We start from the raw sequence: 26,179 nt of genomic DNA on the forward strand, positions 1-26,179 counted from the left end.
CCGCGGCCTAGAAACCCCGCCTTGGCAAGGCAGGAAACGGAGTTTGATCCGTTAAAGTTGGCGATAAACCGGGCTTTTCAAACCAATATATATGATATTCGTGATATTCCCATGAAACCTTGTTATGGCGAAATGGACCCCAACCCGCTTTATTTTGTCCTCGTCAGCGTGCATGGCCTTATCCGCGGCCACGACCTCGAACTGGGGCGGGACGCCGACACCGGTGGGCAAACCCTTTACGTCGTCGAATTGGCCAGGGCGTTGGCCGCGTTGCCGGAAGTAGGCCGAGTGGACCTGATGACCCGCCGCGTGGTCGATCCCTTGGTGAGCCGGGATTATGCGGAGCCCCTGGAAAGCCTCGGCCCCAAGGCACGGATCGTCCGCATCGACGCCGGTCCCGACGGCTATATCCGCAAGGAGGAACTCTGGGACCACCTGGATTCCTTCGCCGACAACGCCCTGGCCTTCCTCCGCGCCAACGGCCCGGCCCCCAGCCTCGTACATAGCCATTATGCCGACGCGGGCTATGTGGGTCGCCGCCTGGCCAGCCTGTTCGGCGTGCCACTCGTGCATACCGGGCACTCCCTGGGCCGGGTCAAGCGTAGCCGCCTGCTGGCCTCGGGCCTGGCCCGCGACCTGATCGAAACCCGCTACCACATGGCGCGACGGGTGGAGGCGGAGGAACTGACGCTGGGCACCGCCTCCTTGGTGATCGCCTCCACCCACAACGAGATCGAGGAACAATACGGGCTCTACGAGCAATACCAGCCCCAGTACATGCGGGTCATACCACCCGGCACCGACCTGGACCGCTTCACGCCCCCGGACGGCGTCGAGCGCTCCGCGCCCATCGCCCTGGAACTGGCCCGATTCCTGGCCGATCCGACCAAACCGATGATCCTCGCCATTTCGAGGCCGGACGAACGCAAGAACATCGCCACCCTGGTGCAAGCCTACGGCGAATCGCCCGAGCTACAGGCGCTGGCCAACCTGGTGGTGGTGGCCGGCAACCGGGACGATATCCGCGATCTGGACACCGGCGCGCGCAACGTCCTCGCCGATTTGCTGCTGGATATCGACCGCTACGACCTTTATGGCCGGGTGGCCTATCCCAAACACCACCAACGCGAAGATGTCGCCATGCTGTACCGGCTGGCGGCGGCCGGGCGGGGGGTGTTCGTCAATCCGGCGCTGACCGAGCCCTTCGGCCTGACCCTCATCGAGGCGGCGGCCTGCGGCCTGCCCCTCGTCGCCACCTCGGACGGCGGCCCCAGGGATATCATCGGCAATTGCCGCAATGGCTATTTGGTCGATCCCCTGGACGCCGCCGAAATGGCCCAGGCGCTGTTGACGGTGCTGCGCGACGGGGTGGTCTGGGAGGGGTTTTCGCAGGCGGGCATCGAGGGCGTGGTGCGGCATTATTCCTGGCATGCCCACGCCGAAAGTTATCTCGAAGCGGTGCGCCCGCTCCTGGAGCAAGCCCGCCCGGTACGGCCCCACCCACCCTTGGCCCACAACCCCATGCTGTACCACGACCGGGCGATATTCACCACGCTGGACCGGACCCTCCTGGGCGACCGGGAATCGCTCGCGGAATTCGTCGAGACGATCCGGCGGCACCGCAAACTCGCCAGCTTCGGCATCGCCACCGCCCGCTCCCTGGTCTCCGCGCTGAAGGTGATGCGGAAATACGGCATCCCGGTCCCGGACGTGCTGATCACCGGCATGGGTTCGGAGATTTACTACGCGCCGGAACTGGAGAAGGACCGGGTCTGGAAACAGCACATCGACCACCTCTGGACCCGCGACGCCGTGCGGGCGGCGCTGGACGAGGTGCCGGGACTCCGATACCTGCCCAAGAGCGAACAGGGACGTTTCAACGTCAGCTATCAATACGACCCGCAGGAAGCGCCCCCGCTACAGGATATCCACTCCCTGCTCCGGCAAACCGAGCAGACGGTCAACGCCACGCTGTCCTATGGCACCCGCCTGGACGTGGTACCCGTCCGGGCCTCCAAGGGCTTCGCGGTGCGTTGGTGCGCCGACCGCTGGGGCATCCCGCTGGAGCGCATCCTGGTGGCCGGCGGGTCCGGGGCCGACGAGGACATGATGCGCGGCAACACCCTGGCGGTGGTGGTGGAGAACCGCCGCCACGACGAACTCATCACCACCCTGGCCAACGTGGAGCGGGTCTATTTCGCGCGGGCGGGCCATGCCAAGGGGATACTCGAAGCGATGGAATATTACGATTTCTACGGCGCTTGCGCCGCGCCCGGCCCGGTGGACGGCTGAATGATTCCAGCGACCGGAGAACGCATCCTGCTGGCGACGGACCTGGACCGGACGCTGCTGCCGAACGGCGCACAGGCCGAGTCGCCCGAGGCCCGCCCCCGTTTCCGCCGCTTGGCGGCCCGGCCCGAGGTGGTCCTCGCCTATGTCACCGGCCGCCACCGCGCCCTGGTCGAGCAAGCCATCGCCGACTACGGCCTGCCGACGCCGGATTTCGTCATCGGCGACGTGGGGGCCAGCCTGTACGCGGTCCGGGGCCGGACCTGGACCCACCGGGCCGACTGGCAAGCCCGCATCGCCGGGGATTGGGAGGGGCGAACCCGCGCCGACCTGGCCCGCGCCCTGGCCGACCTGGGCGGGTTGCGGCTACAGGAACCGGAGAAGCAAGCGCCCCTCAAGCTCAGCTATTACGCCGAAGCCCTGGCCGACCCCGCCGAACTGCTCGCAGCCGTCCGCGCCCGGCTGCGGGCGACAGGGGCCGCGTGCCATTTGATTTGGAGCATCGACGAAACCACGGCCACCGGGCTGCTGGACCTATTGCCGGCGGGCGCTAGCAAACTGCACGCCTTGCGCTTCCTGGGCGAAGACCTGGGGATTCCGCTCCTTGACACCGTCTTCGCCGGGGACAGCGGCAACGACATGGAAGTCCTGGAAAGCGAGATTCCCTCGGTGTTGGTCGCCAACGCCGAATCCGGCGTCCGGGCCATGGCGGTCGAGCGGGCGCGATCCCTGGGCCATTCAGCGGCGCTTTATCTCGCCACCGGCGGGATGGGCGGCATGAACGGCTGTTACAGCGCCGGCATTCTGGAAGGCTTGGCGCATTTCATTCCCCGGAGCCTGGACTGGCGGGAGGTATTGGCATGAATCGATCCACGAAGGGGCCGGCGCGCCCCGTCATCTTCGGCGAAGTCCTGTTCGACCGCTTCCCCGATGGCCGCATGGTATTGGGGGGCGCGCCCTTCAATGTGGCCTGGCATTTGCGCGGCCTGGGCGAAGACCCGCTGCTCATCAGCCGGGTGGGCGACGACCCGTCCGGCGGGGTGGTCCGCGCCGCCATGGCGGGCTGGGGGATGGATGTCGCGGGCCTGGAAACCGACCCGGTCCATCCCACCGGCACCGTGTGGGTCGGGTTCCGGGATGGCGAGCCCCATTATGAAATCCTGCCCGACCAAGCCTACGACTTCATCGACGGCGGGGACGGGCGGATGCTCATCGATCCTCCGGCCTTCCTCTACCACGGTAGCCTGGCGCTCAGGCAGCCGGTTTCCCGGCGCGCGCTGGAAACCTTGGCGCGGCAGTTGGATTGCCCCGTGTTCATGGATGTCAACCTGCGGCCACCGTGGTGGCGGGCCGGGGAAATCCTCCGCTGGACGGCCGGGGCGGACTGGCTGAAGCTCAACGGGGACGAACTGGCCGTGTTGGTGCCCGGCTGCGACCTGCCGGAGCGGAAGGCGCGGCGTTTCCTGGAGGCGCATTTCCTGCGCTACCTCGTCTTGACCCAGGGGAGCGAGGGTGCCCTGGCCCTGGGCAACGCGGGCGAACGGGCCACCGTCAGGCCGTCGCTGGCGGGTCCGGTGGTGGACACGGTCGGGGCGGGCGATGCCTTCAGCGCGGTGTTCCTGCTGGGCCGTTTGCGTGGCTGGCCGCTGGCCCTGAGCTTGGAAAGAGCGCAGGACTTCGCCTCGGGCGTGGTGGGGCTGCGCGGCGCGACGGTGGCCGACCCGGACTTCTACCGGCCCTTCGCCGAAGCTTGGCGAGCCGCATGATCGACACCCCGAATCCCGCTCCCCTCCCACCCAGACTTGAACCATGTACGAACAAGCCTCCCATTCCCTGCTGAACGATATCCTCGCCGACCTCGGACCGGAGCCCGGCCAACCGCAATGGCGGCATTTTTATACCCGGCTAGGGGCCAACTTTTACGCGATCCACTCGCTGTTCGGCCTGCTGTACGGCCCGCGCCCCGACTTCAAGGCGCAGATGGGCCGCTTGGTCGAGACCCTGGCGAAGCGATATCGCGAGCGCCCGGACGAATTACGCGACTCCGACCTGGCACGGGAAAAGGACCACAACTGGTTCCTGAGCCAGAAATGGGTGGGCATGGCGCTTTATTGCGACCGCTTCGCCGACGACCTACAGGGCCTCCGCGCCCATCTCCCCTACCTACAGGAACTGGGCATCAACCTGTTGCACATCATGCCCATATTGGATTGTCCGCCAGACAACAATGATGGCGGCTACGCGGTACGCGATTTCAAGGAGATCGATCCACGCTACGGCAGCCTGGACGACCTCGAAGCGCTGGCCGCCACGCTGCGGCGGCGCGACATGCTGTTGGTGCTGGACGTGGTGGTGAACCACACCTCGGACGAGCATGAATGGGCCCGCCGCGCCCGCGCCGGGGACCCAGCCTACCAGGATTATTATTTCGTGTTCGACGACCGCGGGACGCCGGACATCTACGAGGAAACCCTGCCGGAAATCTTCCCGGAAACCGCCCCCGGCAATTTCACCTGGGACGCGGCCATGGGCAAGTGGGTGATGACCGTCTTCAACCATTACCAATGGGATTTGAACTACCGCAACCCGGCGGTGCTGATCGAGATGATCGATATCATCCTGTTCTGGGCCAACCGGGGCGCGGACATCCTGCGCCTAGACGCGGTCGCCTTCCTGTGGAAGAAGATAGGCGGCGTCTGCCAGAACGAGCGCGAGGCGCACCTGCTGTTGCAGTTGATGAAGGACTGTTGCCAGGTCACCGCGCCGGGCGTGCTGTTCATCGCCGAGGCCATCGTCTCGCCCGGCGAAATCTCCAAATACTTCGGCGAGGACGCGATCAACGCCAAGGAATGCGAGATCGCCTATAACGCCACCTTCATGGCCCTGCTGTGGGACGCCATGGCCACCAAGAACGCCAAGCTGCTCAACCAGGGCGTCGCCCACCTGCCCGCCAAGCTGGAACGCGCCACCTGGCTCAACTACGTCCGCTGCCACGACGATATCGGCCTCGGCTTCGACGACGGCGACATCCGGCGGGCGGGCTACGACCCGGCCCTGCACCGGCGCTTTCTGATCGATTATTTCACCGGGAAATTCCCAGGGTCGCCGGCCCGCGGCCTGCCCTTCGGCGAGAATCCCAAGACCGGCGACGCCCGCATCTCGGGTTCCCTGGCTTCGCTGGTCGGGCTGGAATCGGCCATCGAAAGCGGCCAGGAGGACGCCATCGACGCCGCCATCAAAGCCATCGTCCTGCTGCACAGCATGATCTTATCTTTCGGGGGATTGCCGCTGCTGTATTATGGCGACGCGATAGGGATGCTCAATTCCCTGGAATACCTCGCCGAACCGTCCAAACGCGCCGACAACCGCTGGGTGCATCGCTCGCGGTTCGATTGGGGGAAGGCTGAGAAAAGGCACGAAACCGGCACCGTCGAGCAGCGCATCTTCGGGGCGCTGAAGAAATTGATCGCCCTGCGCAAGGAGATCAACGTCTTCGCGGACTTCGACAACCGGCAGATGCTCCAGACCGGCAATCCCAACCTGTTGGTTTTCCTGCGGACCGACCCGCGCCACAGCCGCAACCATGTTTTGGTGGTCGGCAATTTCAACGACGCGCCGCAAGAATTGCCGCTGAACGAACTTGGCCCCCAGGGCTTTTGCCTGCAAGGGCCGCTGAAAAACCTCTGCTCCGGGGAGTCCGTCGCGCTGGACGGCGACCGGCTGACGATCCCGCCCCTGACGGCGTACTGGCTGGCCCACGCCACCGGATGACGGGATCGGCGCGCCCGGACCGCACGGCCACGGGCCGCCAATACGATATTCCGCCATGAACGCCCAATCGAAACACGCCCCCCGCATCCCGCTGCTCAAGGTTTATGAAAACATCGCGGCGGGTTCCCATCCGCACCGTTCCTTCTACGTCCTGGTCACGCTGTCCACGGTCATCGCCGGGTTCGGGCTACTGTCCAACAGCGCCCCGGTGGTGATCGGCGCGATGCTGGTCGCGCCCTTGATGGTGCCCATCGTCGGCATGGCATTCGCCCTATCGGTGGGCGACGAACACCTGTTCCGCGATGCCAGCCTGGCCGAGTTCTGGGGGGTGGTCCTGTCCGTCGCCGTGTCCTATTTGATCGGGAGCCTAGCGCTGGACGTGGACTTCGGCCCGGAAATCATGGCCCGCACGGTGCCCACGACCTACGATATTTTCGTGGCCCTCGCGGCCGGATTGGCGGGTGCCTACAGCATGGTGGACGAGCGGGTCAACGCGGCCTTGCCCGGCGTCGCCATCGCCACCTCGTTGGTGCCGCCGCTGACCGTGTCCGGGCTGTGCCTGGCGCAAGGGCGCATGGACCTGGCGGGCAGCGCGTTCCTGTTGTTCTTCGCCAACTTCCTGTCGATCCAGTTGGCCAGCGCGGCGATCTTCATCCGTTTCGGCTTCAACCGGGTCGCCTTCGAGGAGGACCATGGACGGATCACCTTCCGGGTGTTGCTGAGGCGCTTCGGCCTGAGTTTCGTCCTGCTGGTCGCGGTGGCGGCCTTCATGTCCAAGACCTTGTACGCCATGGCCACGGAAAAGGCTTTCCATCGCAGGCTGGAGGCGGTGGCGAGGGCGGAGGTGCAAAGGCGTCTGGGTGCCCAACTCGCCGATTTGCGTTATGTCCGCGACGGGAACGGCAGCGTCAACGCCGTGGTGTCCATCTTGACCCCGCAGGAATACCTGCCGGGTGACGTGGAAGCCTTGGAAAAGTCGGTGAAGAACGCGCTCGGGCTGGCGATGCACATCACCGTGCGCTCGCTGCTGTCCAAGGACGCCGATTCCCACGGGCCGGTGTTCATGCTGGACGAGGACAAGCTCAAGCGCGAGCAGGCGAGCCGGGAGGCCAGGTTCCTGAGCGAGGCGACCCGGCTGCTCAACGCCCAACTGGCCGAGGTGCCCGGCGCAAGGCTGGCGGACATCCGCCGGGAGCAGGACGAAACCAATCAAGTCATCGCGGTGGTGAGGACGCCCGAGGCCATCGCGCCGGAGCGGATCAAGCGCATCCAGGACGGCCTGCGGGAAACCCTAGACCCCACGCTGCGCCTGATTGTCCGCTCGGTGCTGACCCGCGACGCCGACGGCGACCACTACCTCTACGAGGCCGACCCCAAGGAGAAGCACGGGGAGCAGATCGCCGGGGAAGCACTGGAATTCTTCAAGCAACTGGAATCGGCTCTGCAGACAGCCATCGCCGCGGCCCGGAAGGGGGCGGCGCTGTTGGAATTCCGCTACACCCAGCAGGAGGATGGATTGTTCGTGCTGGCGGTGGTCAGCACTCCCGACAATTTCACGCCCAAGCAAGTGGGCAAGATTCAAGCCGGGTTGCAGACCGGGTTCAACCGCCCCATCCGGCTGGTGGTGCGCTCGGTGGTGGGCGTCGACACCGGGGCCGAGGCCTATATCCCATCGCTGGATGAAAGCCCGCTGCAAAAAGGCACTCCACCCCAGCCCCAGCCGGAACCCATCGACAACGTCCCGGAAGCAGGGGAGTCCGTACCGGGCATCCATGCTGCCGACTAGCACCGGATTCCCGGTCAAGGGCTTGGCTGTTCTCCACACTCCCCACGGTCGGTCGAGGCTTGCGCCACCCGGTTCCGCCCGGCCTCCTTCGCGTCGTAGAGGGCTTTGTCGGCGGCCTCGATGAGCTTGGCGACGCCGCGATGGCCGTTGGCGCGCGGTATCGCCGAGGCCACGCCCAGGCTGATGGTGACGAAGGCTCCGTTGGGATTGGCGGGATGCGCGATTTCCAGGGACTCCACTTTCCGCCGGATAGCTTCCGCCCGCGCCCATGCGCCTTGCAGGTCCGTTTCAGGCAGCAGGACGACAAACTCTTCTCCACCATAACGCGCGGGAAAATCGCCGGGCCGACGAAACCCAAGCTGTATCGCTTGCGCGATTTTCACCAGACAAGTATCTCCCGCTTGATGGCCGAAGGAATCGTTATATTTTTTGAATAAATCCACATCGATGATGATTAGGGAAAGCGCGGCACCATCCCGCATCGCCCTATTCCACTCGGCATCCAGGCGCTCGTCAAAACCGCGGCGATTATTCAAACCGGTCAAGCCATCATTCAAGGCAAGCAGTTCGAGTTTGGCATTGGCCACCACAAGCTCGGCATCGCGGGCTTGAAGCGTTTGGCGCATTCGTTGTCCGTAAATACCCAAAGCCCCCGTGAGCAAGATCAGTATGAAAAAAATGCAACGGTTAGCAATCACCAAGGACTGGGGCACAGCAGAGATCGGGCTTAGAAAAAGCCCGGACACAAGCAGCCCCGAGCAAAACAGGGATAAAGCCACGATATTTACAGCGGAATCGGCAACCGCACTCAATGCGACAACGAGGATATACAAAGCACCTACGGCGATACCCAATGGGGTGCTGGTATCAGCCATGAATATGCCGATCGCCAAGAGCAAGCAGACCGTTAGATTGGCTGTTTTTTTCTTCATGGCGGAATATCGATGGAGTCGGCCAAGACAACTCCATTATGCTCTCGGTCCGGTGGATAGTCCCGGCCACCGGAAAGCGGCCCACGCGCCCCGGCACCATATTGCCGCGGACCATGCGATTATGGGCGATTTCGGCTTGCGGGATATCCGCCGGACTCACGGCGATACATCGCGCCCCTCGAACCAGCGGTACAAGGCGGGCAATACCACCAGGGTCAACAGCGTGGACGAAATCAGCCCACCGATCACCACGATGGCGAGGGGGCGCTGGACTTCCGACCCCGGCCCGGTGGAGAACAGGAAGGGAATCAGGCTCAGCATGGCGACGGTCGCGGTCATCATCACGGGCCGGAACCGCTGCTTGCAGCCTTCGGCCACGGCTTGCCGGGATTCAATCCCCTGGCTGCGTAGGCTGCGGATGTAGGACACCAGCACCACCCCGTTCAGTACCGCGATGCCCCACAGGGTGATGAAACCCACCGAGGCGGGCACCGAGACATATTCCCCGGACAGGAACAGCGAGAAGATGCCGCCCATGGACGCGAACGGCAACACCAGGATGATGAGCGCCGCGAACCGGAGCGAATTGAACAGCAAAAACAATAGGAAGAAGATCGCCCCGATGGTGATGGGGATGATGAGCTTCAGCCGGTTCATGGCCCGCTCCAGGTTCTCGTATTGCCCGCCCCATTTCAGGAAGTAGCCAGGCGGCAGCTTCACCTTCTCGGCCACCGCCTTCTGTAATTCGGCGACATAGCCGCCCAGGTCGCGGCCCTGGACGTTGGCCCCGATGACGATGCGGCGCTTCGCCATTTCCCGGCTGATCTGGGCGGGGCCGTCCACTTCCTTGACGGTCGCCAGATCGTCCAGCCTTATCAGGGCCCCATTGGGCGATTGCAGGAGGATTTCGTCGATGGACTCCTGGCTGTCCCGGAAGCCCTTGGGGAAGCGGACCACCGCCGAAAAACGCCGCTCGCCCTCGAAGATATCAGTGGCGACCCGTCCGCCGATGGCGGTTTCGATGATGTCGTTGATATCCGCCACGTTGATGCCGTGGCGAGCGATGGCGCGGCGGTCGATGTCGATGGTCAGGGTGTCCTGGCCACTGAGCCGTTCCACCCGGATATCGGCGGTGCCCTTCACGGTGTTGAGCACCTTGATGATCTCGTCGGCGGTGAGCTTGAGTTCATGGAGGTCGTCGCCGAACAGCTTGATGGCGATATCCGAGCGCACCCCGGTCACCATCTCGTCCACCTTGTCGGAAATCGGCTGGGCCATGACCACCTGTACGCCCGGTAGCGCGCTCAGCTTTTCCCGGAGCTTTTCCATGATGGTGTCCTGGGTCCAGCCTTCGGGCAGTTGGTCCCGCGGCTTGAGCGTCAGGATCGGCGTGGACTCGTTCTCCGGCTGGGTGTCGGTGGGATTGTCGGCGCGGCCCAGTTGCGACACGGCCATGGCGACGCCGGGCACCTCCATCACCAATCGCATGGCCTCGGTTTCCATGCGGATCGATTCATCCAGCGAAATATTGGGCACCCGGTTGATGCCGGTCACGATGGTGCCTTCCTTCATCTCGGGAATGAACGAGGTGCCGAGGAAAGGCACCAAGGCGAGGCTCAGCGCCAAGGTCGCGACGGCGGCCAGCACCACCTTGACCGGGTTGTCGAGGGCGAAATTCAACAGGCCGAGATAGGGCCGCTTCATCAGGGCGATGACGCGGGTGTCATGTTCGGAGCCGCCCTTCAGCACATAGGCGCACAATACCGGCGAGAGCGTCAGGGAAAAGATCAGCGAGATGAACAAGGCGATGGCGATGGTGTAGGCCAGGGGCGCGAACAGCTTGCCCTCGATGCCTTCCAGGGTCATCAACGGCAGGAACACCAGGCAGATGATGCCGACGCCGAACAACACCGGAACCGCGACTTCGGTGGCGGCCAGCAGCACCGTCAAATGGCGGTCGCGGGGATGATCCGCCGCCTCGCTGAGATGATGGAAGGCGTTCTCGACCACCACCACCGAACCATCCACCATGATGCCGATGGCGATGGCCAGCCCGCCCAAGGACATGAGGTTGGCCGAGATACCGAAGTGGTTCATCGCCATGAAGGTACAGAGCGGCGTGATGATGAGGGTCGCCACCACGATCAGGCTGGAGCGTATATCGCCGAGATACAGGAACAGCACCACGATCACCAAGGCGATGCCTTCCAACAGCACCTTGCCCACGGTGTGGATGGCCGCGTCCACCAACAGGGAGCGGTCGTAATAAGGCACGATCCTGAGCCCGTCCGGCAACATGCCGCGGTCGTTGATTTCCTGGACCCGCGCCTTGATATCGCCGACCACCCGCTTGGCGTTGCCGCCCCGCATCATCATCACGATGCCCCCGGTGGATTCCGTGACGCCGTTCTTGATGACCGCCCCGGAGCGGACGGCGGCCCCGATGCGCGCCTCGGCCACGTCGCGGATGAAGACCGGCGTGCCATTGACCTCCTTGAGCATGATGTCCTCGATATCCTTCACCCCCTCGATCAAGCCGACGCCACGGATCAAGGATTGCCGGGCGTAGCGGGGCAGCTTGCCGCCGCCACTGTTGGCGTTGTTGAGGGCCAGGGCCGTGTACACGTCCTTGAGCGTCAGGCCGTAATGGCGCAGCCGGTCGGGGTTCGGGAACACCTGGTACTGCCGTTCGTAACCGCCGATGGAATTGATCTCGGCCACGCCCGGAATGCCCCGCAGCAAGGGCCGCACCACCCAATCCTGGAGGGTGCGCCGAGCGGTCAGTTCCTCCATGCTTAGCGCCCGGCCGCCATCGTCGGGGCGTTCGAGGGTGTATTGGTAGACCTCGCCCAGGCCCGAGGATACCGGCCCGAGGATCGGGGTCACGCCTTCCGGCAAATTGCTGGCGGCTTCGATCATCCGCTCCAGCACCAATTGCCGGGCGAAGTACACGTCGGTGTCGTCGGTGAACACCAGGACGATCTGCGACAGGGCGTTGCGGTTCACCGAGCGCATTTCCACCAACCCTGGCAGGCCGGTCATGGCGATTTCCAAGGGCACGGTCACGAAGCGTTCCACCTCCTCCGGGGAACGCCCCGGCGCTTTCGCCGCCACCTGCACCTGGACATTGGTCACGTCGGGGAAGGCGTCCACCGACAATTGGCGCATGGCCGAGATTCCGGCGGCCAAGAGCGCCAGGGCGATGACCAGCACGATCAGCCGTTGCTTGAGGGCGGCGCGGATCAGGTTTTCCATGACGGGCTACTCCAGTTCCTTGCGGATGCGCTCGTTGTTCAGATGGAACGCCCCATCCACCACCACGGATTGCCCAAGGACCAATCCCCCGGCCACCCGGCGCATGCCGTCCTGTTCCGGCCCCAAGGACACCGGGCGCAATTCGAAGCGGTCGGGGGCGACCCGCACAAACACATGGTCGCGCTCGTCCACCCGGACCACCGCCGCGGCGGGAATCGCCAAGCCCGCCTCGGAAGGCTGCTGGATGATCATGTTTGCCAGCATCTCCGGTTTGATTTCCCGGTGTTTGTTTTCAACCTCCATACGCACGGTCACCGTCCGGGTAGATGGGTCCACGGTGTCGGCCACGTAAATGATCTTGCCGGTGATATGCCGCTTGGGCAGGGCGGGAATCTCGACCGCGGCCAAGCCATCGAGGCTCACCCTGTGGGCGTCCCGTTCCGGGGCTTCGGCCACCACCCACACTTGGGACAGATCGGCGACCGTGAAAAGGTCGTCGCTGGGCTGGGCGATCTGCCCCACCGAGATATGCCGCTCGATGACCGTTCCATTCAAGGTGACGGTGACCGGCGTCACGGAGTCGATATGCCCGGTCTTGGCCAACCGCCGGATCGCCTGTGGGCTCATGCCCATCACTGCCAATTGATCGTCGTCGGCGCGTAGTTCCACCTCGGCTTCCACCAAGGCACCCTCCCGTTCCTTCAAAGTGGCTTGGCTGATGATGCCTTCCCCGAACAGCCGCCGCGCCCGGTCAACCGCCAAGCGTTGCAGGCCGACTTGGGTTTTGGCTTTCAAATAGGCGGCCTGGGCGCCGCCAAGTTCGGTGCTGTTGATGAGCGCCAGCGTTTCGCCCTTGCGGACGCCCTGGCCGATGAATGCCTTGATTTGCGTGACCCGCCCGCTGATGCTCGGCCCGATCCGGGCAAGCCGGTGTTCGTCCAGGGCCACCCGGCCCGGCAGGCGCAGGGTTTCCATGAATCTGGCCTCGGCCACCGGCGCGATGACGAGCTTTTTCAGCAAGGCGGGGGGAGCCTGCACGGATAATTCGACGGACGCGGGCAAAACGGCTGTCTCCCCGGCCCATGGACTTAATGGGTCGAGAATGAGCGCCAAGGTCAGTAGATGCTTCATCGATTCTTCCAAAGGTATAAGGGAGGCACAAAGGGGCGCTTGAAGCTAATCCTGGCCAATGGAAACGGCGTTATCCTCACTGGCGATAGGGTTTGGACTCGGCCACCACCAGTAACAAACCCGAAGCTTTGAGCGCGTCCAATTCCGCCTCGGTCTCGGCCTGGATCAATTCCAGGTGCGACAGCCGGATATCGGTGCGCGAGCGGGAAGCGTCCAACAGTTCCAACAGCGTGCCCTGGCCCAGCCGGTAGGAGTTTTCCGCCATTTGCTTGAGGTCCGGCAGGTGGGCCAGGACTTCCCGCTCGAACCTGTCCCGCGCCGCCCGGCGGCGTTTGAGCAATTCCGTGGCCCGTTCCAACTCCACGCGGGTACGGGAAGCCACGAAATCGCGCTCGGCCTGGACCCTCCGTTTCTCGGCCTCGGCGCGGGCCAGGCCGCCCTGGCCCCGGTCGAAGATCGGGAGTTCCACCGCGATGCCGACATAGGGCGTCATGCCGTAGGGCTTGTCGGTGTAGGCGGTCCCGGCTTGCAGGGTGGGCGTGGGCCAGCGTTCGCGGCGGGCGCGTTCGATGTCGGCCTCGGCGGCGATTTCCTCGCGGCGCATGGTTTCGAGTTCGGGGTTTTTTTCCTCCGCCGAGGTCCAGAGTTGGCGCGGGTCGTCCGGCACGCCCAGGGGGCCGGGTTCGCCCAGGGCTTCGGGCCGCCAGCCGGGTAGCCCCAACAGGATGCCGATTTCGTCGGCGGTGGCCGTCTGTTCGGTCCGGGCGTTTTCCAGCCGGGTTTCCACGTTCTTGGTCTCGACGCCGATCTTCAGGAGGTCGTAGGGACTGGCGCTGCCCGCCATTTCCCGGCCCGCGACCAGGGCGCGCAGATGGTCCATGTCCCGTGCCGCCTCGTCCAGGATATCCACCCGTTCCCGGCCCGCTTGCAGCTTGAGGAACAAGCCCCAGGCTTCGCGCAGCAAACCGGCGAATTCCGCCTCGACCCCGGCCGCGGTGGCTTCCACCTTCTTTTCCGCCGCTTCCACCCGCGCCCCGCGCTGTCCGGCGATCAGGACCGGGACTTCGACCAGGAGGTTTTCCTGGGATTTGCCGTCGTACATGGTGTTGTTGCGGCTGCTGAGTTGGAAAGTGCCGTAAGTCACCCGTGGGTTGGGCAGGACGCCGGCCCCGACCACCTCGGCCTGGGCGGCATCGACGCGGGTGCGGGCGGCGGCGTAGCGCGGGCTGTGTTCGCGGGCGATGCGGAGCAACTGGCCCAGGTCGATGGCCTGGGGCAGGGCGTCGGGCGGCGGCGCGGCGGCTTGGGTCGGAAGGGCCAGGGCCAGCAGCAAGGGCAGCCAGTGCCAGGATCGTCGGGGTTGGGGGGAACGCGGAGCGTCCGGGATGGCGTTGCCACGCGGGGTGTGGGAACGATGGCGTGGTGGAGTCATGTGGGGTCCGGCAGTTCGTCTTCTTCTTCGGGGGAGAGGAGATGTTGGGGGGTGATATAGGAATAGAGGACGGGCAGCACGAACATGGCCACGAAGAAGGTGGTGAACATGCCGCCGACGATGACCACGGCGAAGGGCTGTTGGGTCTCGCTGCCGATGCCGGTGGAGACGGCCATGGGCAGGAGGCCCAGCAGGGCCAGGGTCGAGGCCATCAGCACGGGCCGCAGCCGGTCGGTGGCCCCGCCGACGATGGCCGCCCTGAGTGCCATCCCGGCGTGGCGGCGCTCCTCGGTGGCGCTCAATACCAAGAGTCCCATCAGCGACACCTGGCCCAACAGGGCGATGAAGCCGATGGTGGCGCTGACCGAGAGCGCGATCCCGGTGAACAGCAGCACGAACGCGCCGCCGGTCAGGGCGAACGGGGTCGAGAGCAGGATGGCGAGGGCGCTGCGGGCCGATTGCAGGGCGCTGTACAACAGGGCCAGCACGATCAACACCGCCACCGGCACGATCACGCCCAGCCGTCCCATGGCGCGTTGCTGGTTCTCGAATTCGCCGCCCCAGACCAGGAAATGGCCTTCGGGCATCTGGACCTTGCCCTCGACCGCCGCCCGGGCGTCGTGGACCACGGAACCCAGGTCGCGGCCTTCCACGTTGAACTTGAGGGCGAGGAACCGGCGGTTGGCCTCGCGCTCGATGGAAGTGCGGCCTTGCTCGATCTGCTGGTGCGCGACTTCGCGCAAAGGCACGCGGGCGCCCGAGGGCGTCGGGATCATCAAATCGCCGTAATGCTCCATCTCGTCGCGCTCGGCGGTGGGCAGGATCACCCGCACCGGGACGGGCCGCTCGCCCTGCCAGAGTTGCGTGACCACCTTGCCGGCCATGGCGGTTTCGATGGTGTCCTGGGCGGCGTCGACCGTGATGCCTTGCCGGGCCAGGGCCGCGCGGTCCAGCTTGAGTTGCAGTTGCGGCACCAGGGATTCGCGGTAGAGGTCCAGGTCGATGATGCCGGGCACGGCTTTGAGCCGCTCTTTGGCGTCTTCCAGGGTGGAGCGCATTTTTTCCAGGTCGCCGCCGTAGATTTTCAGCACCACCTTGCCGCGCACGCCGCTGACGGCTTCCTCCACGTTGTCCTTGATCGGCTGGGAGAAATTGAAGCGCACGCCGGGGATGGCCGAGAGCGCCGCGCGCATGTCCTCGACCAGTTGTTCCTTGCTCAAACGGGGCCGCCATTCGCCGTGCGGTTTGAGGTGGACGAAGGTCTCGCTCATGTTGACGCCCTCGTTGTCGGTGCCGTCCTCCGAGCGGCCCTGCTGGCTGAGGATGCCCTTGACCTCGGGGAAGCGCAGCAGGCGGTTCCGCATGTCCTGGAGGATGTCCTGGCCCTTGCCCAGGGCGATGCTGGACGGCATTTCCACGAACACATGCACGTCGCCCTCGTCCAGCTCCGGCAGGAATTCGCTGCCCAGGCGCGAGATCGAGACGCCCCCCGCCACCAGCAAGGCGACCCCGGCCAGCAAGGTCGAGGCCCGGTGGTCGAGGGCGAATTCCAGCAGGCGGCGGTATTTCCCGCGCAGGAACACCAGGAAGCGCGGCTCCTCGATCATGGCGTGCCTGGGTTGGATCAGGGCGGCGCACAAGGCGGGCACCAGGGTCAGGGCGAACACCAAGCCGCCGACCAGGGCGAAGCTATAGGTCAGGGCCAGGGGCCGGAAGATGCGGCCCTCCACCCGTTCCAGGGTGAACACCGGGATCAGGGCGGCGATGATGATGAGCATGGCGTAGAAGGTGGGTTTGGCGACCGACAGGGCCGCGTCCACGATCACATGCACCATGTCGCGCCGGGTTTTGGGATGGCGGTGCGAAGCTTGGTGGATGACGCTCTCGACCAGCACCACCGCGCCGTCGAGGATGATGCCGAAGTCGATGGCCCCCATCGAAATCAAATTGGCCGGGAGCCCCAGCCGGTACAGCCCGGCGAACGCCACCAGCAGCGACAAGGGGATGACCACGGCGACGATGAGGGAACCGCGCACGCTGCGCAGGAACAGCCAGACCACGCCCACCACCAGCAGGAAGCCGTGCAGCAGGTTGTGGTAGACCGTGTCCAGGGTGTTGTGGACCAGTTCGGTGCGGTCCAGGAACGGCACCACTTGCATGCCGGCCGGCAGGATGCGGGCGTTGAGTTCCGCCACCTTCTCATGCACCGCTTCCAGCACGCGGGAAGGATTCTGGCCGCGCCGCAACAGCACGATGCCTTCCACCGCTTCCTTCTGGCCGTCGAGGCCCACCGTGCCCTGGCGCGGGGTATAGGCCTGGACCAAGCGGGCCACGTCGCCCACGGTGACGGGGGTGCCGCCTTCGCTTTTCAGCACGATGCGCTTCACGTCGTCGGGCGAACCGAGATAACCCACGCCGCGCACCACCATCTGCTGGTCGCCATGGCGCAGGAAGCCCGCGCCCACGTTGCGGTTGGAACTGGCGATGGCCTGGTTCACCTCGTCCAGGGTCAGGCCGAAGGCGTCCAGCCGCATCGGATCGACCTCGACATGGATTTCCTTGTAATAACCGCCGAAGGTCAGCACATCGGCCACGCCCTGCACCTGGCGCAGCACGCGGGACACGTTCCATTCCATTTCCGAGCGCAGTTCGTAGAGGTCGTGGCGGTCGCTGACCACCATGAACTTGTAGATTTCGCCCAGCGGCGTGTAATCCGGGGCCAGCACCGGCTGCACGCCGTCGGGCAGTTCCGCCCCGTGCAGCCGCTCGGTGATCAAGGTGCGGGAATAGAAGCTATCGGCCTCGTCCTGGAAGGTGATGGTGATGAGCGAGAGGCCGAACAGGCTTTGGCTACGCATTTGCAGCATGTCCGGCGTGCCGTTCAACACCCGTTCCAAGGGCACGGTGACTTGGCGTTCGACCTCCTCCGGCGCGTAGCCCGGCATCAGCGAAATCACCGTCACCTGGGTGTTGGTCACGTCCGGGTAGGCTTCGATGGGGGTTTCCAAGTAGGCGTGCAGGCCGGACAGGGCGACGACCACGGTGAGCGCGATCACCGCCAGGCGGCGGTGTACGCAATGCTCGATCAATAAGCTCAGCATGGTTCCCGGCCTAGAGCAGCATGGCGGCTTCGGTGTCGATCAGCAAGGCGCCCGAGACCACCACCCGCTCGCCACCCTTGAGACCGTCGAGGATGGGGGTCATGCCGCTGCGGGCCGGGCCGATCTGCACTTCCCGTGGCTCGAACACGCCCTCGGCGGTTTCCACATAGACCAGGGTTTGCTTGCCGTCCTTGATGAGGATGGCCGTGGTGGGCAGCACGATATGGCCCGGCCCCGCCGCCTCGATGGACACCCGCGCATACATGCCGGGCCGCAGCGGGGTCTTGGGGTCGTCGGGTTCGATGAAGACCTGGCCGCGCCGCATGTCGGCCTGGATCGCGGCGCTCTCGCCCACCACATGGCCGCCGATGGGCTGGGGCAGGGAAGCGAGGCCGATGCTGGCCGCCGCGCCTTTTTCCACCAGCAACAAATCCGGCTCGAACACGTCGGCCACGATCCACAGCGAGGACGGTTCGCCCAGGTCGAACAGCGCCGAACCCGCCGCCACCGTCGCCCCCGCCGCCACATAGGCCCGCAGCACCGTGCTGTCCATCGGGGCGCGCACCACGACCTCCTCCGCCACGCCGTTGCCCAAGAGGCGCAGGGCGTCGCGGGCGCGTTCGTAGTCGGCGCGGTCCTCGTTCAACTGGGCTTCCGCCTCCATGCGCTCGATTTCCAGGCCGACGCCGCTGCGCTTCATCTCCTCTTGGCGCTGGTAGCGGTATTCGGCGCGGGCCAGTTCCACCTTGGCGCGGGCGAAATCGGAGCGCATCTGCGCGGCCTCGGCGCTGGCCAGGGTGACGAGCGGGTCGCCCGCCTTGACCCGGTCGCCAATCTGCACATGGATTTTGCCGATCCGGCCCGCCACCACCGTGCCCGCCGTGGAAATGGCCTTGGCCCGGAAATCCACCCGGCCCGGCGCGGTCACGGCACCGGCCACCGCTTCGGAAGCGACCTGCTGGATTTGGAGATAGGGCAGCGATTCGGGACGCAATGCGATGCGCCGGGTTGGCGGGGAAGCAAAAGCCGCCGTCAAAGTGTCGTCATTGGCGGGTCCGGCGGCCATGGCACCGGAAACCGGCAGCAATAATCCCAAGGCAACAATCAATCTGGAAAGGTTCATGATGGCGAGTTTCGATGGCGGATATACAGCTTATGCCGCCAAGCTTTCATGAACCTTTCGATACCCCCGCTGGATGCGGGGAAACCCATGGGCCTATCCCCCGGCTTCCCGGTCGAAGACGACCTCGAAACGGGTTCCCCGCTGGCCGGGACCGGTGCCGATGCCGATCCGGGCCGCGTGGAGTTCGGCGATTTCCCTGACGATGGCCAGCCCCAGCCCGCAACCTTCGCCGGGACTGCCGGGGATGCGGTAGAAACGCTCGAACACCCGCTCGCGTTCCATATCGGGAATCCCCGTCCCGCCATCCTCCACTGCGAGGGAGGGCGACGGCCCGTTGCCGACCGAGACCACGATCTGCCCCCGTTCCGGGCCATAGCACACGGCGTTGTCGATCAGGTTGTTCAGCAGTTCCCGCAACAAGGTGGGATCTCCCCGCACGACCGGCGGTGGCGCGTCCGGCGGCTCGAATCCCAAGTCCATGCCCCGGTCCAGCACCTTGGGCACCCAGTCCATGCAGGTTTCCCGCGCCAGTTGGCAGAGGTCGACCGGCACGAAGGGATGGGTGGCGTCCATGCCGGGCTCGGAGCGGGCGAGGACCAGCAATTGCGTGGTGAGGTGGGAGGCCCGGTCGGCGGCATTCTTGATCCGCCCGAGGGCGGGCCGCATGTCCTCCAGGTCGTCGGCGCGCAAGGCCCGCTCGGCCTGGACCTTGAGCCCCGCCAGGGGAGTGCGCAATTGGTGGGCGGCGTTCTCGATGAACCGGCGCTGGGCACCCATCGCCTCGGCCAATTGCCGCAACAACTCGTTGATGGTGCGGGTGAGGGAGCGCACCTCCAAGGGCACCCCGGAATCCGGGATGGGACTGAGTTCCTTGGGCGAGCGCCGGGCGATCATGCCGGCCAAATCGCGCAGGGGCTTGAGCCCCCGGTTGATGCCGGTCCAAAAGTGCAGGCCGGTAACAAGGACCAGCAACACCTGGGGTAGGACCACGGCCAACAGGATTTCTTCCATCATGCTTTGCCGCTTGCGCAGCGTCTCGGCCACGGAGACCCATACCTCGCCGGAGGTTTCGGTGGGTTCCGTGACCACGGACACCACCCGCACCGGCCTGCCCTGGAACTCGCCATCGGAAAACGAGGGCTGCGCCTTGTCCAGCGCGGCGGGCTTGGGGCCGGGCAGTTCCCGGTCGCCCGCCATGAAGCCGGTCGCCTCGGACTCCACCTTGAAGTAGGTCTTGTCGGTATCGTCCCAGCGGAACACCTCCACCGCGATGGGCGGCAGTTCGAAGGTGACCTTGTTCTTATAGGTCTTGACCTCCTGCGCCAGCGAGCGGGCGGAATCCAACAACCAGCGGTCATAGGCTTGGTTGGTGTAGTGCAGGGCCACGAAGTAGGACACGGCGGTGTCCAGGACGACCACCAGGGTCAAGGGCAGCGTCAGCCTTAACAGCAACTGCTTCCTGAGGCTTTGCGGCTTACGCATCGCCGTCCTTCTCCAGCAAATAGCCCAGCCCGCGCAGGGTCCTGATGTTGATCCCCAAGGGATCGAGGCGTTTGCGCAGGCGATGCACATAGACCTCGATGGCGTTGTCCGCCAATTCCTCCTGCCGCACCGCCAAGCGCTGGGCGATCCGGTCCTTGCTCACCACCCGGCCCGCCTGCAACAGCAGGGCTTCCAACACCCCGTACTCGCGGGAAGGCAGCAACATCGGCTCGCCATCCACCGAGACCCGATGGTGGGCGGTATCCAGCGCCAAGCGGCCAAACACGATCTCGTGGTTGAAACCGCCATGGCTGCGGCGGATCAGCGCCCGGACCCGCGCCTCCAATTCGCGGAGTTCGAAGGGCTTGACCATGTAGTCGTCCGCGCCCGATTCCAGCCCGCCGACCCGGTCGTTGATGCCGTCGCGCGCGGTCAGGATCAGCACGGGGGTCGGGCACTTCCTGGCCCGGAGCGCCCGCAGCACCTCGCGCCCGTCCCCGTCGGGCAGCCCCAGGTCGAGGATGACCACGTCGAAGGCCTGGGTGCGCAGGGCGCTGTCGGCATAGGAGGCGGTCGCCGCCAAGGTCAGGTCGAAACCGGATTGAGCGAGGCTATGCGAAAGCCCGTCCGCCAGGGTGGCGTCGTCCTCCACCAATAGGATTCTCATGGGGTTTATCCGCCGTGGTTGTGAAAGGTTGGTGAAAGGTTTCAATCCTATAATGAATGGACGCAGCGTCGTGCTTTCAAGAAAGCGCTTAAAAATTAAGCGGATGTGGGCATTTGAGGCAGGATTTTGCATGGAGGTGGGCGGATCGGGCAATGGGCGGGCAACAGCCCGGGCCATTCCTACCGAATGTCTCCCGATGGCTGGGTTTGGGCGAGGGATAGCGCGATGAACCGCATAGGGCGCGAACGGGCGAAGCAATAGGATTTCCCCGGCGAACCCGGCGCGGATTGAAAAACCTGCCTGCTAGGCAAGGGCTAAGTTATGAACTCCCAGACATCCACCCGCAACCTGCAACTCGATTTCTTCCGGGGCGTGGCCCTATTGATCATCTTCATCAACCACGTTCCCGGCAACGAACTGTTGCTCTATACGCCCTCCCGGTTCGGCCTGAGCGACGCCGCCGAAATCTTCGTGTTCCTGTCGGGCTACGCGGCGGCCCTGGCCTATGGCAAGAGCTTCGAGTCCCGCGGACTGGCCTTGGGCAGCGCCAGCGTGCTGTACCGCTGCGTCCAAATCTATGCCGCCCACCTGGGTATCTTTTTCCTGCTGGCGGTGATCTGCGTGTTGGGCAACGCCGCTTTCGGGTCGCCGGACTACATCGACCGGCTCAATATCCGTTTCTTCTTCGACCACACCGAAGAAGCCTTGCTGGGCTTGATCGGCCTGCGCTATGTGCCGAATTACTTTGATATCCTGCCCATGTACCTGGTGGTCATGCTGGGGATTCCGGTGGTGTGGGCGCTGTCCAGGATCGGGGTCTGGCTGGCCTTGGCCTTCCCGGTGGCGCTCTATCTCGGCATGTGGATGTTCGGCCTGGAGTTCGGGGCCGAATTGCATGGCGACCGGCCTTGGTTCTTCAACCCGTTCGGCTGGCAATTGATCTTCTTCACCGGCTTCGCCTTCGGGCGGGGCTGGTTCCGGCCACCGGTCCCCAAACCCTGGCTGCTGGCCCTGTGCGGTGGGTTCGTCCTCGTTTCCCTGCCGTTCGGCCCCGAACCGGCCCTGCGCCCCACCGAGTGGCTGATGCGGCTGCACGCCGAATTGCGGCCCTGGCTGGACAAGACCCAGTTCGGCCTCCTGCGCGGGGTGCATTTCCTCGCCCTGGCCTATGTGACGACGAGCCTGCTGAAGGATCGCGGCCATTGGCTGGCGGGCCGCACCGCCCGGCCCATCGTCCGCATGGGCGGTCAATCCTTGCCGGTGTTCGCCGTCGCCATGGCCCTGTCCTATATCGGCGGGATGGTGTTCGACCGGCTGGGCCATGGCTTCCTGGGCCTGTCCGTGGTCAATATCGGGGGCTGCGCGGCGTTGATGGCCAGCGCGGGGCTGATGACCTGGCTCAAGTCCCGGCCCTGGCGGGTTCCAAACGACGCCGGGCCTTCCAAGGTCCAAGCCACCGGGATCGGATCGGACGCCCAGCCGGAGGAGTTCCGGCCCATTTTCCTGGTGGCGAGGACGGGAAATCCGGTGCTGCAACCCATCCCCAAAGCGGTCCCGGTACGGCGGACCGGGCATTGGCGGGGACGCGGGTGCGGCTAGGCTGTCCCCGTTCCGGCTTTACCCTCAAGGAGCCAAGGTCATGGATTCGACTGCGCACACCTTCTTCCTACATCTCCTCATCATTCTGGTGACGGCGCGATTATTCGCGGAGGCGGCAGGCTGGGCCCGCCTGCCCTCGGTGGTGGGCGAATTGCTGGCGGGCATCGTTTTGGGACCCACGGCGCTGAACTGGATCGAGCCCGACCGGGTGATCCGCATGCTAGCCGAGATCGGCATCATCCTGCTGCTGTTCGAGGCCGGGCTGGACACGGATAGTCGGCAGTTGGTCCGGGCCGGGGCCAAGGCGGCGGCGGTGGCGGTTGGCGGCTTCGTCTGGCCGTTCGGGCTGGGCTTCGCGGTCGCCTACTACGGCTTCGGCAGGCCGCTCCTGGAATCCCTGTTCATCGGCGGCACCCTCACCGCCACCAGCATCGGTATCACCTTGCGGGTGTTGGCCGACCTGCACCGACAGCAATCCCACGAGGCCCGGCTGGTCCTGGGGGCGGCGGTGATCGACGATGTGTTGGGGGTGGTGCTGCTCGCCCTGCTCTACCAGTTCGCCTTGGAGGACGCCGTCAGCCTCGCCAACGCGGGACGGCTATTGGGCTTCATCGCTTTGTTCTTCCTGTTGGCCCCGGTGGTGGCTAGGGGGCTGTCGCTGATCATCCAGCGGATGGAACGGTATACCCGGATTCCGGGACTCATCCCGACTGCCGTGGTGTCCTTGGTGCTGGGCTTGGCTTGGTTGTCCAAGGAGGCCGGAGCCCCCGAGCTTTTGGGCGGATTCGCCGCCGGGCTGGCCCTGTCGAGCCGGTTCTACCTGCCCTTCGACCTGACCCCGCGCACCGATCCGGCCTTCACCGGGCGCATCGAGGCGCAGACCCGACCCATCGTCCACCTGTTCGTGCCGATCTTTTTCGTGGTGGTGGGCCTGTCCCTGGACCTCCGCGCCATCGATTGGCATTCCCCCTTCGTCTGGGAACTGTCCCTGGCCTTGATCGGCGTGGCTTTGGTGGGGAAACTGCTCGGCGCGGTGTTCATCCGCGAGCCTTGGCCGACCCGCTTCGCCGTCGGTCTGGCGATGGTGCCGCGTGGGGAAGTGGGGCTGGTCTTCGCGGAACTGGGCCGGTCCTCGGAGCTACTGAACAATGAGGTCTATGCCGTCCTGATCATGGTGATCGCGCTGACCACCCTCGGTGCGCCGCTGTTGCTCAAGGGCTATTTCCATTGGCTCGGGCGGCGTTCCGGCGAGGCTGCGGCCCCTGGGCCGGTCAAAACAACCCGGCGTTGACCAGGAAATGACAGCCCACGCTGGCTGCGTAGCCCAACAGGATCGTGGGCAACCATCCCAGGTGGGTTCATGAAGCTGTCCTTGTAGAAAAAACTCGGCAGCGCTCCGGTCGGGCCTTGAATATGTGACGCCGCTCAAGGATTGTCACGCTTGGGCAATCCTGGTCCACCAGTTGGTGACGCATTGGGCGGAACGCTATGGCCTGAAGGAACTGCGGCGATGGTATTTCGAGGCGTGGAACGAGCCCAATCTGGAAGCGTCCTGGACCGGGGGCCAAGCGGATGATTGCGAGCTTTACCGCCACACGGCCAGGGCGATCAAGCGTGTCGACGAGCGGCTGTGCGTGGGCGGACCGGCCACCGCCCAAAACCCATGGATAACCGAGTTCATCGGACCGTGGAAAATCCCCGTTTGGCTATACTCTCGGCAAGGTCCGGCGGTGCGGCAAGCGCGGTCCATCCCGGTCCGATAGGGTCTATCCCAGGACGGCTCAGCCCATTTTATTCCCTTTATATCGATGGATTTAGCCAAATATCCGGTTCATGGAGGATAGGCGCGGTATAGCTCGCATCCATCCCAATGGATAACCATGCATCCCGGTGATTCGCAAACCGGTTTTCCATCCCCCGCTCCGGGCCTGGGCGATGGGGAAACTTTAGCCGTTCCGCCCGGTGCCTCGCCGCACGCCATCGCCGCCTTCGTGCCCGTGGCCTTGAGGCGGGCCGATACCCAGGTTTTGAACCGGAGGCTGGCGGGAACGGGGTTCAGGCTCATCCCGCCGCCCGCCGGCCTGGCCACGGGCAGGCCGGTCAGGCTGTCGGGGAATTCCATCGCGGCCCAGGGTTTGCGGATCGTGGTCGGCCTGCTGGCGGACGAGGTGTGCGCCTTGCCGTCCGCGGTCGGCGCGGCGCTGCGGGCGCTCGGACCCGCGATCCTGATTTCCGATGTCTCCAATTCCCAAGGCCGGGCCTGGATCAACCACCGTTTGCTGGCATTCGGCGTGTCCCAGTACGCCAAAAGCTTGATCGGCAAAGCCTCGGTCGATGATCTGGTCGCGGAGGCGAAGGCCGGGATCGCCTACAACATCGGCTCCAACGACTACCAGCATTACACCCCGGCCACGCGGGTCGAAGTCCTCCAGCAGGTGATGCGGAATACCATCCGCCACGAGATCGGCCATTTACTGACCAGCGAAGCGGCCTTGGACCGGCGGGACGCTTTCGTGCGTTCGCACGGCATCGATGGGGCGTGGACCGACCGGCACCTTTCACCCTACGCGGCCCATAATGGTCGGGAATTCCTCGCCGAATCCTTCAGCAAATACCATCACCGCGACTATCGGCGGGGGACGATGCCCGCGGATTGGGAAGCCTTGGTGGAAGCCATGCCCGGCGACAAGCTCGCCCAACTCGACCGGCCCGTGGACCGGAGGTGAGCCGGGGTCCGGTCCCGCGGCCACCGCCGCCCATTCCAAGCCCTCGATGCGGGGCGGGAACAGAACCCGGTCGCTTTAAATGCGAGATACCGGGTTTTGCGGGACTCGACCTATCAGGATGATTACGGATCGACAATAAAACGCTAGAACGAGGGCGGGCGGGCCGGTTCCAATCCGCTAAGGAGGTTTTCCAGGCCGGACTAAAGCGGTTTTGGCCGGGTAAATAACCGTTCCTATTGGGATAGGATGGTTCGGACCATCCGCCATGTTCATGCTGAGTCCGCCCCTAATGCAGGGAGGTGTATGATGACCCCGTTCCAGAAATTCGCCCGTATTTTCGGTTTGATCTATGCCGCAGTCGGCATATTGGGATTTTTCCCTATTTTGGTCCAACCTATCGCCGATACCACCGGATTGGATGTGGTGGCGGGTTATGGCCGGTTATTGGGGATTTTCCCGATCAATGTGACCCATAACCTAGTGCATCTCGGCCTGGGTTTGTGGGGTATTTGGGCGGCGAAAACCGATATAGCCTCGATAGCGTTCGCCAAGACCAATGCGGTTTTGCTCGCCGCGCTGGCGGCGTTGGGATTCGTTCCGGCCACCGGGATGTTGTTCGGTTTGGCCCCGATTTATGGGATCGACGCGGTGTTACATGCCGCGACCGCCATCGTGGCCGGTTATTTCGGTTATATCCTGCCGACCCATATCCATCACGATACGCCCGCCGCCATCCACCATTAAGGGGTTTTAGCGACGCGTCGGCCTTGTTCCAGGATAAGGCCGGCTTTTCCCAGAGCGCGAACCGGAAATCGCGGGTCGCGGGGACCGATACAGCGCGGGGCGTGCCCCATACGTCGGCAAGCCTTGCCGCGCTCCCGCTAG

18 protein-coding genes are annotated in these 26,179 nt (G+C 64.8%); 10 read left to right on the plus strand and 8 right to left on the minus strand.

Going from position 1 to position 26,179, the window contains the following annotated elements; genetic code table 11:
- Nucleotides 1–111 precede the first annotated feature (111 nt).
- Genes B9N93_RS21075 through B9N93_RS21095 form a run of 5 tightly spaced genes read left to right on the plus strand, consistent with a single transcriptional unit; the run spans nt 112 to nt 7,846 of the window.
- Complete coding sequence (locus B9N93_RS21075; protein WP_085216397.1) at nt 112–2,292, plus strand: HAD family hydrolase; 2,181 nt, start codon at nt 112–114, stop codon at nt 2,290–2,292.
- Nucleotides 2,293–3,153, plus strand: a complete 861-nt coding sequence (locus tag B9N93_RS21080; protein WP_085216398.1) for an HAD-IIB family hydrolase — start codon at nt 2,293–2,295, stop codon at nt 3,151–3,153. It begins immediately after the preceding gene.
- Nucleotides 3,150–4,055 carry a PfkB family carbohydrate kinase gene (locus B9N93_RS21085; protein WP_085216399.1) on the plus strand — a complete coding sequence of 302 codons (906 nt, stop codon included), beginning with the start codon at nt 3,150–3,152 and terminating at the stop codon, nt 4,053–4,055. Before B9N93_RS21080 ends, B9N93_RS21085 begins: the two co-directional genes overlap by 4 nt.
- A 43-nt stretch (nt 4,056–4,098) precedes the next feature.
- Nucleotides 4,099–6,060, plus strand: a complete 1,962-nt coding sequence (locus B9N93_RS21090) for an alpha-amylase family glycosyl hydrolase (RefSeq protein ID WP_085216400.1) — start codon at nt 4,099–4,101, stop codon at nt 6,058–6,060.
- Between the two features lie 55 nt (nt 6,061–6,115).
- Nucleotides 6,116–7,846, plus strand: a complete 1,731-nt coding sequence (locus tag B9N93_RS21095) for a TIGR00341 family protein (RefSeq protein ID WP_085216401.1) — start codon at nt 6,116–6,118, stop codon at nt 7,844–7,846.
- Between the two features lie 14 nt (nt 7,847–7,860).
- Here the strand turns inward: B9N93_RS21095 and B9N93_RS21100 are convergent, their stop codons facing one another.
- From B9N93_RS21100 to B9N93_RS21135, 8 genes are all read right to left on the minus strand, one after another.
- The gene (locus B9N93_RS21100) at nt 7,861–8,778 is read right to left on the minus strand and encodes a diguanylate cyclase (protein ID WP_085216402.1); all 918 of its coding nucleotides are present in this window, start codon (nt 8,776–8,778) and stop codon (nt 7,861–7,863) included.
- Nucleotides 8,779–8,934: 156 nt separating this feature from the next.
- A complete protein-coding gene (locus tag B9N93_RS21105; RefSeq protein WP_085216403.1) occupies nt 8,935–12,033 on the minus strand; it encodes an efflux RND transporter permease subunit in 3,099 nt (1,032 codons plus the stop codon).
- A 6-nt stretch (nt 12,034–12,039) separates the two neighbouring features.
- Nucleotides 12,040–13,071, minus strand: a complete 1,032-nt coding sequence (locus B9N93_RS21110) for an efflux RND transporter periplasmic adaptor subunit (protein ID WP_254899498.1) — start codon at nt 13,069–13,071, stop codon at nt 12,040–12,042.
- Between the two features lie 169 nt (nt 13,072–13,240).
- Nucleotides 13,241–14,596 carry a TolC family protein gene (locus tag B9N93_RS21115; protein ID WP_085216405.1) on the minus strand — a complete coding sequence of 452 codons (1,356 nt, stop codon included), beginning with the start codon at nt 14,594–14,596 and terminating at the stop codon, nt 13,241–13,243.
- Nucleotides 14,593–17,697 (minus strand): efflux RND transporter permease subunit, encoded by a 3,105-nt coding sequence (locus B9N93_RS21120; RefSeq protein WP_085216406.1) that lies wholly within the window; start codon nt 17,695–17,697, stop codon nt 14,593–14,595. The genes B9N93_RS21115 and B9N93_RS21120 overlap by 4 nt, the downstream gene beginning before the upstream one ends.
- 10 nt (nt 17,698–17,707) lie before the next feature.
- Nucleotides 17,708–18,820, minus strand: coding sequence for an efflux RND transporter periplasmic adaptor subunit (locus B9N93_RS21125; RefSeq protein WP_085216407.1), 1,113 nt, complete (start codon nt 18,818–18,820; stop codon nt 17,708–17,710).
- Nucleotides 18,821–18,913: 93 nt separating this feature from the next.
- Complete coding sequence (locus tag B9N93_RS21130) at nt 18,914–20,302, minus strand: sensor histidine kinase (protein WP_085216408.1); 1,389 nt, start codon at nt 20,300–20,302, stop codon at nt 18,914–18,916.
- Nucleotides 20,295–20,969 (minus strand): response regulator, encoded by a 675-nt coding sequence (locus B9N93_RS21135; protein ID WP_085216409.1) that lies wholly within the window; start codon nt 20,967–20,969, stop codon nt 20,295–20,297. Before B9N93_RS21135 ends, B9N93_RS21130 begins: the two co-directional genes overlap by 8 nt.
- A 321-nt stretch (nt 20,970–21,290) precedes the next feature.
- On the opposite strand from B9N93_RS21135, the gene B9N93_RS21140 reads away from it, so the two are divergent.
- The 5 genes from B9N93_RS21140 (at nt 21,291) to B9N93_RS21160 (ending at nt 26,038) form a co-directional block, all read left to right on the plus strand.
- Nucleotides 21,291–22,568: an OpgC family protein gene (locus B9N93_RS21140; RefSeq protein WP_085216410.1), complete on the plus strand. Its 1,278-nt coding sequence runs from the start codon at nt 21,291–21,293 to the stop codon at nt 22,566–22,568.
- Nucleotides 22,569–22,608: 40 nt separating this feature from the next.
- The gene (locus tag B9N93_RS21145) at nt 22,609–23,859 is read left to right on the plus strand and encodes a cation:proton antiporter (protein ID WP_085216411.1); all 1,251 of its coding nucleotides are present in this window, start codon (nt 22,609–22,611) and stop codon (nt 23,857–23,859) included.
- Nucleotides 23,860–23,983: 124 nt separating this feature from the next.
- Nucleotides 23,984–24,331 (plus strand): GH39 family glycosyl hydrolase, encoded by a 348-nt coding sequence (locus tag B9N93_RS21150; RefSeq protein WP_085216412.1) that lies wholly within the window; start codon nt 23,984–23,986, stop codon nt 24,329–24,331.
- Between the two features lie 117 nt (nt 24,332–24,448).
- Complete coding sequence (locus B9N93_RS21155; protein WP_085216413.1) at nt 24,449–25,294, plus strand: hypothetical protein; 846 nt, start codon at nt 24,449–24,451, stop codon at nt 25,292–25,294.
- Between the two features lie 303 nt (nt 25,295–25,597).
- Nucleotides 25,598–26,038: a DUF4383 domain-containing protein gene (locus tag B9N93_RS21160; RefSeq protein ID WP_217807378.1), complete on the plus strand. Its 441-nt coding sequence runs from the start codon at nt 25,598–25,600 to the stop codon at nt 26,036–26,038.
- Nucleotides 26,039–26,179: the final 141 nt, after the last annotated feature.

It is taken from the genome of Methylomagnum ishizawai (assembly GCF_900155475.1).
Classification (GTDB): Bacteria; Pseudomonadota; Gammaproteobacteria; order Methylococcales; family Methylococcaceae; genus Methylomagnum; species Methylomagnum ishizawai_A.